General features: G+C 74.0%; 2 protein-coding genes. Both read left to right on the forward strand.

Features of this window, described 5'->3' with window-relative positions; translation table 11 throughout:
• The first annotated feature begins 31 nt into the window (after nt 1–31).
• Nucleotides 32–10819: a type I polyketide synthase gene (locus tag AB0E05_RS27295; RefSeq protein WP_361968100.1), complete on the forward strand. Its 10788-nt coding sequence runs from the start codon at nt 32–34 to the stop codon at nt 10817–10819.
• 36 nt (nt 10820–10855) lie between these two features.
• Nucleotides 10856–16302: type I polyketide synthase (locus AB0E05_RS27300; protein WP_361968102.1), on the forward strand; the 5447-nt coding region annotated here is incomplete at its 3' end.

The following is a 16302-nucleotide window of genomic DNA, read 5'->3' on the forward strand; positions in this document are numbered from 1 at the left end:
CCACCTGTGAACGAGTCCCGGAAGGATGGCTATGTCGGCGCCAGACGAGCAGGTCATTGAGGCACTGCGTGCCTCGCTGAAGGAGAACGCCCGGCTCCAGCAGGAGAACAGCACACTCGTCGCAGCCGCCGCGGAGCCCGTCGCGATCGTCTCCATGGCCTGCCGCTACGCCGGCGGCATCCGCAGCCCCGAGGACTTCTGGCGCGTGGTGTCCGAAGGCGCCGACGTCTACGGGGCCTTCCCCGACGACCGGGGCTGGGACGTCGAGGGCCTGTACCACCCGGACCCCGACAACCCCGGGACGACGTACGTGCGGGAGGGCGCCTTCCTCCACGACGCGGCACGGTTCGACGCCGGGTTCTTCGGCATCTCGCCGCGCGAGGCCCTGGCGATGGACCCGCAGCAGCGGCAGCTCCTCGAAGTGTCCTGGGAGACCTTCGAACGTGCGGGGATCGACCCCCACGCGATGCGCGGCGGCGACGTCGGCGTGTTCGCGGGGATCGTGCACCAGGACTACGCCCCGGACCTCAGCGGCTTCGAGGACTTCCTCAGCCTGGAGCGGGCCCTGGGCACCGCGGGCGGCGTCGCCTCCGGGCGCGTCGCGTACGCCCTGGGGCTCGAAGGCCCCGCGGTGACCGTCGACACCATGTGCTCCTCGTCCCTCGTGGCGATCCACCTCGCCGCGCAGGCCCTGCGCCGCGGCGAGTGCACGATGGCGCTCGCGGGCGGCTCGACGGTGATGGCGACGCCGGGCGGCTTCGTCGGCTTCGCACGGCAGCGCGCGCTCGCCTTCGACGGCCGCTGCAAGTCGTACGCCGCCGGCGCCGACGGCTCCGGCTGGGCCGAAGGCGTGGGCGTGGTCCTCCTGGAGCGCCTGTCGACGGCCCGCGAGCGCGGGCACCAGGTGCTCGCCGTCATCCGGGGCAGCGCGGTCAACCAGGACGGCGCGTCGAACGGCCTCACCGCGCCCAACGGGCCCGCGCAGCAGCGCGTGATCCGCAAGGCGCTGGCCGGCGCGGGCCTCGCGCCGGCCGACGTGGACGCGGTGGAGGGCCACGGCACCGGCACGGTCCTCGGCGACCCGATCGAGGCGCAGGCGCTGATGGCCACGTACGGACAGGGCCGGGACCCGGAGCGACCGCTGCTGCTCGGCTCGGTGAAGTCGGTCATCGGCCACACGCAGGCGGCGTCCGGCGTGGCCGGTGTGATCAAGATGGTGCAGGCGCTGCGCCACGGCGTGCTCCCGGCGACCCTCCACGTGGACGCCCCCACGCCGCAGGTGGACTGGTCGGCGGGCGCGGTGGAGCTGCTGACCGAGGCAAGGGGCTGGGAGCGCAACGGCCGCCCGCGCCGGGCCGGGATCTCCGCCTTCGGCGCCAGCGGCACCAACGCCCATCTGATCGTCGAGGAAGCGCCCGTCGAGGAGGCGCGGCCCGCACCGGAGCCGTCGGCCGTCGTGCCGCTGGTGGTCTCCGCGGGCACCGCGGCTTCGCTGGCGGCCCAGGCCGAACGCCTCGCCGCGTACATGGAGTCTGGCGCCGACGGCGCGTCGCTCGCGGCGGTGGCCGGGACGTTGGTGTCGGGTCGGGCTGTCCTGGGTGAGCGTGCGGTGGTGGTGGCGGGTTCGGCCGAGGAGGCAGTGACCGGGTTGCGGGGGTTGGCGCGCGGTGAGCACGCGGTCGGTCTGGTGACCGGTACGGGTACGCCGGGCAAGGTGGTGTGGGTGTTCCCGGGGCAGGGTTCGCAGTGGACCGGGATGGGGCGCGAACTCCTCGACGCCTCACCGGTGTTCACCGAGCGGATCGCGGAGTGCGCCGCTGCCCTGGAACGGTGGGTGGACTGGTCACTCGTTGACGTCCTCCGCGGTGAGGTGGAGCCCGGCTTCCTCGACCGGGTCGACGTGGTGCAGCCCGCCAGCTTCGCCGTGATGGTGGGACTGGCCGCCGTGTGGGCGTCCGTGGGCGTGGAGCCGGACGTCGTCCTCGGCCACTCCCAGGGCGAGATCGCGGCGGCGTGCGTGGCGGGTGCGCTGTCGCTGGACGACGCGGCGCGGGTGGTGGCGTTGCGCAGTCAGGCCATCGCCGCGGAGCTGGCCGGACGCGGCGGCATGGCGTCCGTCGCCCTGAGCGAGGAGGAAGCGGCCGGGCGGCTTGCGCCCTGGGCGGACCGGGTCGAGGTCGCCGCCGTCAACGGGCCGTCGTCCGTGGTCGTCGCGGGCGACGCCGAAGCCCTGGACGAAGCCCTCGAAGCACTGGACGACCAGGGCGTCCGCATCCGGCGGATCGCGGTGGACTACGCCTCGCACACCCGGCACGTGGAGGACGCCCGCGACACCCTGGCCCAGGTGCTGGCCGGCATCGACGCACAGGCGCCCACGGTGCCGTTCCACTCGACCGTCACCGGCGGCCGGGTGACGGAGGCCGGGGTCCTGGACGGCGCGTACTGGTACCGCAACCTGCGCGAGCGCGTGCGGTTCGGCCCGGCCGTCGCCGAACTGCTGGGCTCGGGACACGGGGTGTTCGTGGAGGTCAGCGCCCACCCCGTACTCGTCCAGGCCATCACCGAGACCGTCGACACCACCGATGCCGAAGCGGCGGTGACCGGCACCTTGCGCCGTGAGGACGGCGGCCCGCGGCGCCTGTTCGCCTCGATGGCCGAGCTGTTCGTCCGCGGAGCCGCGCTGGACTGGTCCCGTACGCTGCCCGCCGGCGCCGCGTCCCGGCGCGCGGACCTGCCGACGTACGCCTTCGACCACCAGCACTACTGGCTCCAGATGGCCGCGTCCGCCAAGGACTCCGCGTCCCTCGGCCTCGTCGGTGCCGACCACCCGTTGTTGGGCGCGGTCGTGCCGCTGCCGCAGTCCGACGGCCTGGTCTTCACCTCGCGCCTGTCGCTGCGCACGCACCCGTGGCTCGCCGACCACGCCATCGGCGGCGTGGTCCTCGTCCCCGGAACGGTGTACGTGGACCTCGCGGTGCGCGCCGGCGACGAGTTCGGCCACGGCCTCCTGGAGGAACTCGTCATCGAGGCGCCGCTGGTGCTGCCCGCCAGCGGCGGGGTGCGCCTCCAGGTCGCCGTGAGCGGGCCGGGCGCGACGGGCGCACGGACCGTGGACGTGTACTCCCAGCGCGAGGACTCCGACGGAGACGCCGGCGCCGACGCGTGGACGCGCCACGCCACCGGGCTCCTGGCGGCCTCGCCGACGGCGCCCGGCGCCCGGCGGGAGTTCGACTTCGCTGCCTGGCCGCCCCCCGGCGCCGAGCCCGTCCCGGTGGCGGACTTCTACGCCGACCTGGTCGAGCGCGGCTACGCGTACGGGCCCGCCTTCCAGGGCCTGCGCGCGGTGTGGCGGCGCGGCGACGAGGTCTTCGCCGAGGCGGCCCTGCCCGAGGAACAGCGGGAGGAAGCGGGCCGGTTCGGCATCCACCCGGCACTCCTGGACGCCGCCCTGCACACGAACGCCTTCGCCCGCCCCGACGACGACCGCAAGGTGCTGCCGTTCGCGTGGAACGGCCTGCTGCTGCACGCCGCGGGCGCCTCCGCGCTGCGCGTGCGGGTCGCACCCTGCGGCCCGGACGCGCTGTCCTTCCACGCCGCCGACGACACCGGCGGCAGCGTCCTCACGATGGACTCGCTGGTGTCCCTGCCCGTCTCCACCGACCAGTTGGACGCGGCGGCGGACGGCAGCCGCGACGCGCTGTTCGGGGTGGAGTGGACCGAACTGCCCCCGGCGCGGGGTGAGACGCCGACCTGGGCGCCGGTGACCACGGCCGACGACGTGGCGGCCCTCACCGGCAGCGCGACCGCCCCGCCGGTGGCCGTCCTGGAAGCCTTCGGCACCGACGCCGACGACGCGGCACTCGCCCTGACCTCCCGCGTACTGGGAGCGGTGCAGGCGTGGCTGGCTGGCGCGGGCCCCGCGGCATCGCGCCTGGTGGTCGTGACCCGGGGCGCGGTGCCCGCCGGCACGGGCGAGGTGAGCGACCCGGCCGGAGCGGCGGTCTGGGGCCTGGTGCGCGCCGCGCAGGCGGAGAACCCGGACCGGATCCTCCTGCTGGACGCCGACCCCACGGCCACAGGCCCCCTGGACCCCGTCATCGGCGCGGCCATCGCCAGCGACGAGCCGCAGGTAGCAGCCCGCGGAACCACCCTCAGCGCCCCCAGGCTCGTCCGCGTCACCGGACAAGCCCCGGACGCACCCGACGTGTTCACCGCTGGCAAGAGTGTTCTCATCACGGGTGGTACCGGCTCCCTGGGTGGTCTGGTGGCCCGTCATCTGGTGGCTCGGCACGGGGTGCGGCATCTGGTCCTGGCCAGTCGGCGGGGTGCGGACGCCGAGGGCGTAGCGGAGTTGGTGGCCGAACTCGGCGAACAGGGCACGACCGTGTCCGTCGTGGCGTGCGACGTGTCCGACCGCGACCAGGTGAAGGCCCTGCTGGCGGCCGTACCGGAGGAACACCGCCTGGGCGGGGTCGTCCACCTGGCCGGTGTCCTCGACGACGGGGTCATCGGGGCGCTGTCCCCGGAGCGGCTGGCGGGGGTGTTCGCGCCGAAGGTGGACGCGGTGCGCCACCTCGACGAGCTGACGCGGGACCTGAACCTCGACGCCTTCGTGGTGTTCTCGTCCGCCGCCGCACTCATGGGCTCGGCGGGCCAGGGGAACTACGCGGCGGCCAACGCCTACCTCGACGGGCTGATGGCCCGGCGGCGGGCGGCGGGCCTGCCCGGGCTCTCGCTGGCCTGGGGCCTGTGGCAGCAGGCCGCGGGCCTGACCGCGCACCTCAGCAGCGTCGACCAGGCGCGGATGAGCCGCGGCGGCGTGCTGGCGCTGACCCCGGCCGAGGGCCTCGGCATCTTCGACGCGGGCCTGCACCTGGACCGGGCACTCCTCGTACCCATCAAGCTGGACCTGCGCACGCTGCGGACCCAGGCGGCGGCGGGCGGCGGCGTGCCGCACCTGCTGCGCGGCCTCGTCCGCGCAGGTCGACGCACGGCGCGGTCGGCGGCCGGGGACAGCGGCGGTCTGGCCCGCCGCCTCGCAGGGCTGTCCGAGACCGAGCAGGAGAGCATCCTGCTGTCCGTCGTCCAAGGCGAGGCGGGCGGCGTGCTCGGCTTCAGCGGACCCGAACTGGCACAGGGCACCAGGGGCTTCAACGACATCGGGTTCGACTCGCTGACCGCGGTCGAGCTGCGGAACCGGCTCAGCGCGGCGACCGGTGTGAAACTGCCCGCCACGTTGATCTTCGACTACCCGACACCGGTGGCGCTCGCCCGCCATCTGCGGGAGGAACTCGGCGAGACGGCGGACGGCGCCGCCGCCGCGGCCGTGTCCGTCGTCGCCGACCCCGACGAGCCGATTGCGATCGTCGGGATGGCGTGCCGGCTGCCCGGTGGGGTGAGTGACCCCGAGGGCTTGTGGCGGCTGGTGCGTGAGGGGCGCGAGGGCATGTCGGGGTTCCCGGAGGACCGGGGCTGGGACCTGGAGGGCCTGTTCGACGCGGACCCTGACAACGCCGGGACGTCGTACGCCCGTCAGGGCGGCTTCCTCCAGGGCGCCGGCCTCTTCGACCCCGGGTTCTTCGGCATCTCCCCGCGCGAGGCCCTGGCGATGGACCCGCAGCAGCGACTGCTCCTCGAAGCCTCCTGGGAGGCCCTGGAGCGGGCCGGCATCGACCCGACGACGGCACGCGGCGGGGACATCGGAGTCTTCTCCGGCGTCTCCATCCACGACTACCTGGACTCCCTCAGCGACATGCCCGCCGAACTCGAAGGCTTCGTCACCACCGCCACGGCGGGCAGCGTCGCCTCCGGCCGGGTGGCGTACGCCTTCGGCTTCGAGGGCCCGGCGGTGACGGTGGACACCGCGTGCTCGTCGTCGCTGGTCGCGATGCACCTGGCGGCGCAGGCGCTGCGGCAGGGCGAGTGCTCGATGGCGCTGGCCGGGGGCGTCGCCGTCATGGGGTCCCCGATCGGCGTCCTCGGCATGTCGCGGCAGCGCGGCCTGGCCGCCGACGGCCGCTGCAAGGCGTACGCGGACGGCGCCGACGGCACGGTGCTGTCCGAGGGCGTGGGCCTGGTGGTCCTGGAACGTCTCTCCGTCGCACGGGAGCGCGGGCACCAGGTCCTCGCGGTCGTCCGGGGCAGCGCGGTCAACCAGGACGGTGCGTCCAACGGGCTGACCGCCCCGAACGGCCCCTCGCAGCAGCGTGTCATCCGCAAGGCCCTGGCCCATGCCGGCCTGGCGCCCTCCGACGTGGACGTGGTCGAGGGCCACGGGACCGGCACGCCCCTGGGCGACCCGATCGAGACCCAGGCGCTCCTCGCCACCTACGGAAGGAATCGGAACCCCGAACAGCCTTTGTGGCTGGGCTCGTTGAAGTCGAACATCGGCCATGCGCAGGCAGCGGCCGGTGTGTCCAGCGTGATCAAGATGGTGCAGGCGCTGCGGTACGGCGTCCTGCCGCCCACGCTGCACGCGCAGGAGCCCACCACGCAGGTGGACTGGTCGGCGGGCGCCATTGAGCTGCTGACCGAGGCCAGGGACTGGCAGCGGAACGGCCGTCCGCGTCGGGCGGGCGTGTCGTCCTTCGGTATCAGTGGCACGAATGCGCATCTGATCTTGGAGGAGGCGCCGGAGGAGTCGGTCTCGGAGGAGCCTGCTCCTGTGGGCGTGGTGCCGTTGGTGGTGTCGGCGCGGAGTGCGGGTTCGCTGGCGGGGCAGGCCGGGCGTCTCGCGTCGCATGTGGAGTCGGGCGTGCCGCTGGCGGGCGTGGCCGGAGCGCTGGTGTCGAGCCGTGCCGTCCTTGACGAGCGCGCGGTGGTCGTGGCGGGTTCGGACGACGAGGCCCTTGCCGGGCTCGATGCGCTGGTCCGGGGTGAGGACGCGGCTGGTGTCGTGACCGGCAGGGCCGCGGCTTCCGGTGCACCGGGCAAGGTGGTGTGGGTGTTCCCGGGGCAGGGGTCGCAGTGGGTGGGGATGGGGCGTGAGCTGCTGGATTCTTCGTCGGTGTTTGCGGAGCGGGTGGGGGAGTGCGCGGTGGCGCTGGGCCGGTGGGTGGATTGGTCGTTGGTTGATGTTTTGCGGGGTGAGGTGGAGCTGGGGTTGTTGGAGCGGGTGGATGTGGTGCAGCCGGCGAGTTTTGCGGTGATGGTGGGGTTGGCTGCGGTGTGGGCGTCGGTGGGTGTTCGGCCGGATGCGGTGCTGGGGCATTCGCAGGGTGAGATTGCTGCGGCGTGTGTGGCGGGTGCGTTGTCGCTGGAGGATGCGGCGCGGGTGGTGGCGTTGCGCAGTCAGGCGATCCGTTCGGAGTTGGCCGGGCGTGGGGGCATGGCGTCCGTCGCCCTGAGCGAGGAGGAGGCGGCCACTCGTCTGGAGCCCTGGGCGGACCGGGTCGAGGTCGCGGCCGTCAACGGGCCGTCGTCGGTGGTGATCGCCGGGGACGCCGAAGCGTTGGATGAGGCGTTGGAGGCCCTGTCCAGGGATGGTGTTCGTACGCGGCGGGTGGCGGTGGACTACGCATCCCACACCCGTCACGTCGAAGACATCCGGGAGACCCTGGCCGAAGCCCTGGCGGAGGTCAGTGCGCGTACCCCGACGATCCCGTTCTTCTCCACCGTCACCGGCGACTGGGTGTCGGAGGCCGGGGTGCTGGACGGTGCGTACTGGTACCGCAACCTGCGCGGTCAGGTGCGGTTCGGCCCCGCCGTGGCCGACCTCCTCCGCCACGGCTACGGGGTGTTCGTGGAGGTCAGCGCCCACCCCGTACTCGTCCAGCCCGTCACGGAAGCCGTGGACGCGGTCGAGGCCGACGCCGTGGCGACGGGGTCGCTGCGCCGCGAGGACGGCGGTCTGCGGCGGCTGCTGGCCTCCATGGCCGAGTTGTTCGTACGCGGCGTGGCCGTCGACTGGAGCAGTGTGCTGCCCGCGCGGTCCCCACGCGTGGACCTGCCGACGTACGCCTTCGACCACCAGCACTACTGGCTCACCCCGGCGGCGCGGGCGACCGACGCGGCGTCCCTGGGGCAGACGGCGGCGGAGCATCCCCTGCTGGGCGCGGTGGTGCGTCTTCCGCAGTCCGACGGCCTGGCCTTCACCTCGCGGCTGTCCCTGCGGACGCATCCGTGGCTGGCCGACCACAGGGTGGGCGATGTGGTGCTCCTGCCGAGTGCGGCGCTGGTGGAGCTGGCGGTGCGGGCCGGTGACGAGGCCGGGAGCGGGGCGCTGGCGGAACTCGTCACCGAGGCCCCGCTGGCGGTGCCCGAGCGCGGCGGCGTACGGGTACAGGTCGCCGTGGGCGGACCGGGGGAGGACGGCGCGCGCACGGTCGAGGTGTACTCCCAGCGCGAGGACGACGGCGACAGTGACACCTGGACCCGGCACGCCACCGGAGTCCTGTCGGCAGCCGACCGGGCCGATGCGGGCGGACCCCGCTTCGACTTCACGACCTGGCCGCCGCCCGGCGCCGAGCCGCTCGAGACCGGGGAGATGTACGTCGACCTGGCCGAGCGGGGTTATGCGTACGGTCCGGCGTTCCAGGGCGTACGGGCGGTGTGGCGCCGTGGCGACGAGGTGTTCGCCGAGGTCACCCTGCCCGAGGAGCAGCGCAAGGAAGCGGGTGGCTTCGGCATCCACCCCGCGCTCCTCGACGCCGCCCTGCACGCCGTTTCGCTCGACGCGACGGCCGCCCCGGGCCCCGACGGCGGCGACGTCGGGGCGCCGCGCCAACCGCTCGACTGGCACGGTCTCCTGCTGCACGCCGCAGGTGCCTCGGCGCTTCGGGTGCGGCTCGCGTCCAGCGGGCCCGACGCGGTGGCGCTGGAGGCGGCGGACGAAACCGGTGGCCTGGTGGTCACCGCGGACTCGCTGACGTGGCGGGAGGTGGACGCCGACCGGTTGACGACGGCGGACACGGTGGTCGCCACCTCGCTGTTCGGCGTGGAGTGGACCGCGCTGCCCCCGGCGCAGGGCTCGGGCACGTCGCTGTCCTGGACGCCGGTGGTCGCCGTCGACGACGTGGCGACGCTGACGGAGGAAGTCGCGTCGGGCGCGGCCGTGCCGACAGCGGCGGTCCTCGAAGCCTTCGGTGGCGACGGCGAGGGAGCCGCACTGGCCCTGTCCGTCAGGGTGTTGGCCGTGGTGCAGGCGTGGCTGGCCGGTGCCGGTCTCGACGACGCCCGACTCGTGGTCGTGACCCGGGGCGCGATGCCCGCGGGCGACGGCGCGGTGACGGATCCGGCGGGCGCCGCCGTCTGGGGTCTCGTACGGGCCGCGCAGGCCGAGAACCCGGACCGGATCGTCCTGCTGGACCTCGACCCGGGCTCCGGCGACGAAGCGGGCTCCGTACTGGACGCGGTGCTGGCCGCCGTCCTCGCCACCGGCGAGCCGCAGCTCGCGCTGCGCGGAGCCGACTTCTCCGCCCCCCGGCTCGTCCGGGAACCCGCTCAAGCGGCAGACGGGCAGGCCGTCTTCACCGCCGACGGCACCGTCCTCATCACCGGAGGCACCGGCTCGCTCGGAAGCCTGGCTGCCCGGCACCTCGTCACCCGGTACGGCGTAAGGCATCTGCTGCTCGCGAGCCGCCGGGGCGCGGACGCCGAGGGCGCGGCCGAGCTGGTGGCCGAACTCGGCGAGCTGGGCGCTGCGGTGTCGGTGGTGGCGTGCGACGTGTCCGACCGGGACCAGGTGAAGGCCCTGCTGGCGGGCGTACCGGAAGAGCACCGGCTGACCGGCATCGTGCACACGGCGGGCGCGCTGGACGCCGGTGTCATCGGTACGCTGACGCCGGAGCGGCTGGAGCGGGTGTTCGCGCCGAAGGTGGACGCGGTGCGCCACCTCGACGAGTCGACCCGTGAACTCGGCCTCGACCTAGGCGCGTTCGTCGTCTACTCATCCGTCTCGGGCGTCTTCATGGGCGCGGGCAGCGGCAGCTACGCCGCCGCGAACGCCTTCCTCGACGGCCTGATGGCCAACCGGCGGGCCGCCGGCCTGCACGGCCTGTCCCTGGCCTGGGGCCTGTGGGACCAGACCAGCGGCATGGCCGCCCACACCGACGACCTCACCCGGAGCCGGATGAACCGCCGAGGCGGCCTCCAGGCGATGACGCTGACGGACGGCATGGAGCTGTTCGACGCGGCCATGGGATCCGGTCAGTCCCTGCTGGTCCCCGCCAGGCTCGACCTGCGGGGCGTACGCGCCGACGCGGCGGCCGGTGTCGCGGTGCCGCACATGCTGCGCGGCCTGGTCCGCGCCGGGCGGCACCTCGCGCAGGCGGCGGGTGGCGGCGACACGCGGCGCCGGCTGACCGACCGGCTCGCCGGGCTGTCGGCGGCGGAACGGGAAGCCCTGCTCCTCGACCTGGTCCAGGGCCGGGCCGCGGTCGTGCTCGGGCACGCCGAACCGTCGGACGTACGCGCCGACCTGGCGTTCAACGAAGCCGGGTTCGACTCGCTCACGGCGGTGGAGCTGCGTAACCGGCTGCGTGAGGCGACCGGCCTGAAGCTGCCCGCCACGCTGGTCTTCGACTATCCGAACCCGCTGGTCCTGGCCCGTCATCTGCACCAGGCACTGCTCCCGGACGACGACACGGGCGGACCGGAGCCGGACGAGGCGCGGCTGCGCCACGCACTCGCCTCCCTCCCGCTGGCCCGCTTCCGGGCGGCCGGACTCCTGGACGCCCTGGTCGAGCTGGCCGCCCTCGGCGACGGCGGACCGGACACCGGCACGGCCGACGGGGCCGATGAGGACGACGCGAGCGACGTCGGGCGGCCGATCGCCGAGTTGGACGTCGACGACCTCGTGCACCTGGCGTTCGGCGACTGAGACCTTTCGAAACCGCTGGCTGATTGGGGAATTCACGTGAGCGCGTCGTATGAAACAGTCGTCCAGGCGCTGCGGAAGTCGCTGGAGGAAGTCGGCTCGCTGAAGAAGCAGAACCGGCAGTTCCGTGACGCTTCCCGCGAGCCGGTGGCGATCGTCGGCATGGCGTGCCGGTTGCCGGGCGGCGTGGCGGGCCCGGAGGACTTGTGGGGCCTGGTGTCCGAGGGCGGGGACGCGGTGTCGGGCTTCCCCGAGGACCGGGGCTGGGACCTAGAGGGCCTGTTCGACGCCGACCCCGACAGCGCGGGCACCTCCACCACCCGCCGGGGCGGTTTCCTGCACGAAGCGCCGCTCTTCGATGCGGGGTTCTTCGGGATCTCGCCGCGTGAGGCGCTGGCGATGGACCCGCAGCAGCGGCTGCTCCTGGAGACCTCGTGGGAGGCGCTGGAAGCGGCCGGGATCGCCCCGGGCTCGTTGAAGGGCGCCGACGTCGGGGTGTTCTCCGGGGTGTTCACCCAGGGGTACGTCGCCCCGGGGGCCGGCGGTGTGACGCCGGAGGTGGAGGGCTTCGCGGGCACCGGGGGGTCGACGAGCGTGGCGTCGGGCCGGGTGTCGTACGTGCTCGGTTTCGAGGGTCCGGCGGTCACGGTGGACACGGCCTGTTCGTCGTCGCTCGTGGCGATGCATCTGGCGGCGCAGGCGCTGCGGCAGGGCGAGTGCTCGATGGCGCTGGCGGGCGGTGCGACCGTGATGGCGACGCCCGGGGCCTTCGTGGAGTTCTCCCGGCAGCGCGGCCTGGCCGCCGACGGGCGGTGCAAGGCGTTCTCGTCGTCGGCCGACGGCACCGGCTGGGCCGAAGGCGTGGGCGTGGTCGTGCTGGAACGCCTGTCGGTGGCGCGGGAACGCGGCCACCGCATCCTCGCCGTCCTGCGGGGCAGCGCGGTCAACCAGGACGGCGCCTCGAACGGACTGACCGCCCCGAACGGCCCCTCGCAGCAACGCGTGATCCGCGGAGCCCTCGCCAACGCGGGCCTCACGCCGTCGGACGTGGACGCCGTGGAGGGCCACGGCACCGGGACGACGCTGGGCGACCCGATCGAGGCACAGGCGCTCCTCGCCACGTACGGTCAGGAGCGGAACCCCGAACAGCCCTTGTGGCTCGGTTCGTTGAAGTCGAACATCGGGCACGCCCAGGCTGCCGCCGGGGTGGCCGGTGTGATCAAGATGGTGCAGGCGCTGCGGCACGGCGTGCTCCCGGCCACCCTCCACGTGGACGCCCCCACCCCGCAGGTCGACTGGGCCGACGGCGCCGTGGAACTGCTGACCGAGGCGCGGGAGTGGCCCCGCAACGGCCGTCCGCGCCGGGCCGGGGTGTCCGCGTTCGGCATGAGCGGCACGAACGCCCATCTGATCCTGGAGGAAGCGCCCGAGGAGCCGGTGTCACCGGAGCCCGCCCCCGTGGGCGTGGTTCCCCTGGTGGTGTCGGCGCGGAGCCGCGACGCACTCGCGGGCCAGGCGAAGCGCCTCGCCGCACACCTGGAGTCCGACACGGGCAACCGGGCGTCGCTGACCCCGACTGCCGGAGCCCTTCTGTTGAGCCGGGGGGTGTTCGGCGAGCGTGCGGTGGTGGTCGCGGGCTCGACGGACGAGGCCCTGGCCGGGCTGCGGGCACTCGCCCGGGGCGAGAGCGGCCCGAACTCCGTGTCCGGCAGCGCTGTTTCGGGCGCTCCGGGCAAGGTGGTGTGGGTGTTCCCGGGACAGGGTTCGCAGTGGGTCGGGATGGGACGTGAACTCCTCGACTCCTCACCGGTGTTCGCGGAGCGGATCGCCGAGTGCGCAAGAGCGCTGCAACGGTGGGTGGACTGGTCGCTGGTCGACGTCTTACGGGGTGACTCCGATCCCGGGTTGTCGGAGCGGGTGGACGTGGTGCAGCCCGCGAGCTTCGCGGTGATGGTCGGGTTGGCTGCGGTGTGGTCGTCCGTGGGTGTTCGGCCGGATGCGGTGCTCGGTCACTCGCAGGGGGAGATCGCGGCGGCGTGCGTGTCCGGTGCGTTGTCCCTGGAGGATGCGGCGCGGGTGGTGGCGTTGCGCAGTCAGGCCATCGCCACGGAGTTGGCCGGGCGCGGGGGCATGGCGTCCGTCGCCCTGAGCGAGGAGGAGGCGGCCACTCGTCTGGAGCCCTGGGCGGACCGGGTCGAGGTCGCCGCCGTCAACGGGCCGTCCTCCGTGGTGATCGCGGGCGACGCTGAGGCATTGGACGAGGCGGTGGAGGCTCTTTCCGGCGAGGGCGTCCGTACGCGGCGGGTGGCGGTGGACTACGCATCCCACACCCGTCACGTCGAGGACATCCAGGGCACCTTGGCTCACACCTTGGCAGAGGTGAGCGCACAGGCGCCCACGATCCCGTTCTTCTCCACCGTCACCGGCAGTTGGGTGGAGGACGCCGGGGTGCTGGACGGCGCGTACTGGTATCGCAACCTGCGCGGTCAGGTGCGGTTCGGGCCCGCGGTATCCGACCTGCTGGGCTCGGGGTACGGCGTGTTCGTGGAGGTCAGCGCCCACCCCGTACTCGTCCAGCCCGTCACGGAAGCCGTGGACGCGGGCGACGCCGATGCGGTGGTGACGGGGTCGCTGCGCCGTGAGGAGGGCGGTCTGCGGCGGCTGCTGGCGTCGATGGCCGAGTTGTTCGTCCGGGGCGTGGGCGTCGACTGGGCGGCCGTGCTGCCCGCCGGGGCCCACGTCGGGGCCGCGTACGCAGAGCTGCCGACGTACGCCTTCGACCACCGGCACTACTGGCTCCCGCAGGGCGAGTCGGCCACGGACGCGGCGTCGCTGGGGCAGACGGCGGCGGATCATCCGCTGCTGGGCGCGGTGGTGCGGCTGCCGCACTCCGACGGGCTCGTCTTCACCTCGCGGCTGTCCCTGCGGACGCACGCCTGGCTGGCCGACCACAGGGTCGGCGACGTGGTGATCCTGCCCGGTACGGGGCTGGTGGAGCTGGCGGTGCGGGCCGGGGACGAGGCCGGATGCGAGGTCCTCGAAGAACTGGTGGTCGAGGCGCCGCTGGTGGTGCCCGAGCGGTCCGGTGTGCGGGTGCAGGTGACCTTGGGGGAGCCCGGGGAGAGCGGTGCGCGCCCGGTGGAGGTGTACTCCCAGCGCGAGGACGACGCCGACAGCGATACGTGGACGCGGCACGCCACCGGGCTCCTCTCGACAACGGCCCGGCCTGACGACGACGGTGTGGACTTCACCGCCTGGCCGCCGCCCGGCGCGCAGCTGGTGGAGGTGGGGGACTTCTACGCGTCGCTGGTCGAGCGCGGGTACGGCTACGGGCCGGCGTTCCAGGGTGTACGGGCGGTGTGGCGACGTGGCGAGGAGGTGTTCGCCGAGGTGGCGCTGCCCGAGGAGCAGCGCAAGGAAGCGGTTGGGTACGGCATCCACCCCGCCCTCCTCGACGCGGCGCTCCAGGCCGGCACCATCGGTGCGGCAGCGGAGGAGTCCGGGGAGCCGGTGCTGGCCTTCGCGTGGAACGGTCTGGTCCTGCACGCTGCCGGGGCTTCCGCGCTGCGGGTGCGGGTGGCGCCGGCTGGTGCGGACGCGCTGTCCGTGCAGGCCGCCGACGAGACCGGCGGCCTGGTCGTGACGTTGGACTCGCTGGTGTCCCGGCCGGTGTCCGCGGACCAGTTGGAGAGGGCGAAGGGCACGGCCGACGCGCTGTTCCAGGTGGAGTGGGTCGAGCTGGCCCCGCCGCAGGGATCGGTGTCGCCCCCGCCGTGGGCACCGGTGTACACGGCCGCCGACGTGACGCTCCTGGCCGGTGACGCGCCAGCGGTGGGCGTCCTGGAAGTCGTCGGCGGCGACGAGGACGACGCGGTGCTGAACCTGACGTCCCAGGTCCTCGCCGTGCTCCAGGCGTGGCTGGTCGAAGAGGCCCTTGAGGAGTCGCGCCTCGTGGTCGTGACCCGGGGCGCGGTCGCCGCCGGGGGCGCGGACATGGTCACGGATCCGGCGTCGGCCGCGGTGTGGGGTCTGGTGCGGGCCGCGCAGTCCGAGAACCCGGACCGCATCGTCCTGCTGGACACCGACCCCACGGCGGACACCACGGTGGACGCGCTGCTGGGAACGGTCCTCGCCACCGGTGAACCACAGGTCGCGGTGCGCGGAACCACCCTCTCCCTGCCCCGGCTCGGCCGCGTCGCCGACCACGTCACGGACGGTCCCGCGGTGTTCGGGCCGGAGGGGACCGTGCTGGTCTCGGGCGCCGGATCGCTGGGCGCCCTGGTGGCCCGGCACCTCGTCACCCGGCACGGCGTGCGCAGTCTGGTCCTGGCCAGTCGGCGGGGCGCGGACGCCGAGGGCGTACCGGAGTTGGTGGCCGAACTCGGCGAGTTGGGCGCTGCGGTGTCGGTGGTGGCGTGCGACGTGTCCGACCGGGACCAGGTGAAGGCGCTGCTGGCGGGCGTACCGGAAGAGCACCGGCTGACGGGCGTCGTCCACACGGCCGGCGTGTTCGACGACGGGTTGATCGGGGCGCTGTCCCCGGAGCGGCTGGCGGGGGTGTTCGCGCCGAAGGTGGACGCGGTGCGCCACCTCGACGAGCTGACCCGGGACCTGGACCTCGACGCTTTCATCGTGTTCTCGTCCGTCGCCGGTCTCTCCGGAGGCGCGGGACAGGGCAGCTACGCGGCGGCCAACGCGTACCTCGACGGTTTCATGGCCAGCCGCCGGGCGGCGGGCCTGCCCGGCCTCTCGCTGGCGTGGGGCCTGTGGGAGCAGAGCCTCGGCATGGCCGGGCACCTCACCGGCGTCGACCAGGCGCGGGCGAGCCGTGGCGGCGTGCGGCCGATCTCGGCGGCCGAGGGCATGGAACTGTTCGACGCCGCCGCCGGGTCCGGACAGTCACTGCTCGTACCGCTCAAGCTGGACCTGCGGGCCCTGCGCGCCGACTCGGCGTCCGGCGGGGCAGTGCCCCCGCTGCTGCGCGGCCTCGTCCGCGCGGGCCGACAACTGGCACGGGCGGCGGCCACCGGCGCCGAGCACCGGCAGCTCTCCGCCCGCCTCGCCGGACTCCCGGCGGCCGAACAGGAGGCGTTCCTCCTGGACCTCGTGCGCACCGAGGCCGCGGTCGTGCTCGGGCACACCGGGCCGGGCGGCGTGCCGGCGGAGATCGCGTTCAGGGACGCCGGATTCGACTCGCTCACCTCGGTGGAACTGCGCAACCGGCTGCGCGAGGCGACCGGCCTGAAACTCCCCGCCACCCTCGTCTTCGACTACCCGACCCCGCTCGCCCTCGCCCGTCACCTGCGCGACGAGGCGGGCGACGCGGCACAGGCCCCGACGCGGTCGACGGCCGTGGCGGCCGACACGGGTGAACCGATCGCGATCGTCGGCATGGCGTGCCGGTATCCGGGGGGTGTGTCGTCGCCGGACGAGTTGTGGCAGCTGGTGGTGGAAGGGGGCGACGCGGTCTCCGGCTTCCCGGACGA

It is taken from the genome of Streptomyces sp. NPDC048057, from assembly GCF_040653095.1.
Lineage (GTDB): Bacteria > Actinomycetota > Actinomycetes > Streptomycetales > Streptomycetaceae > Streptomyces.

Coding starts and splice junctions, on each gene's coding strand:
- AB0E05_RS27295 (WP_361968100.1), top strand. CDS start 32: ATGTCGGCGCCAGACGAGCAGGTCATTGAGGCACTGCGTGCCTCGCTG.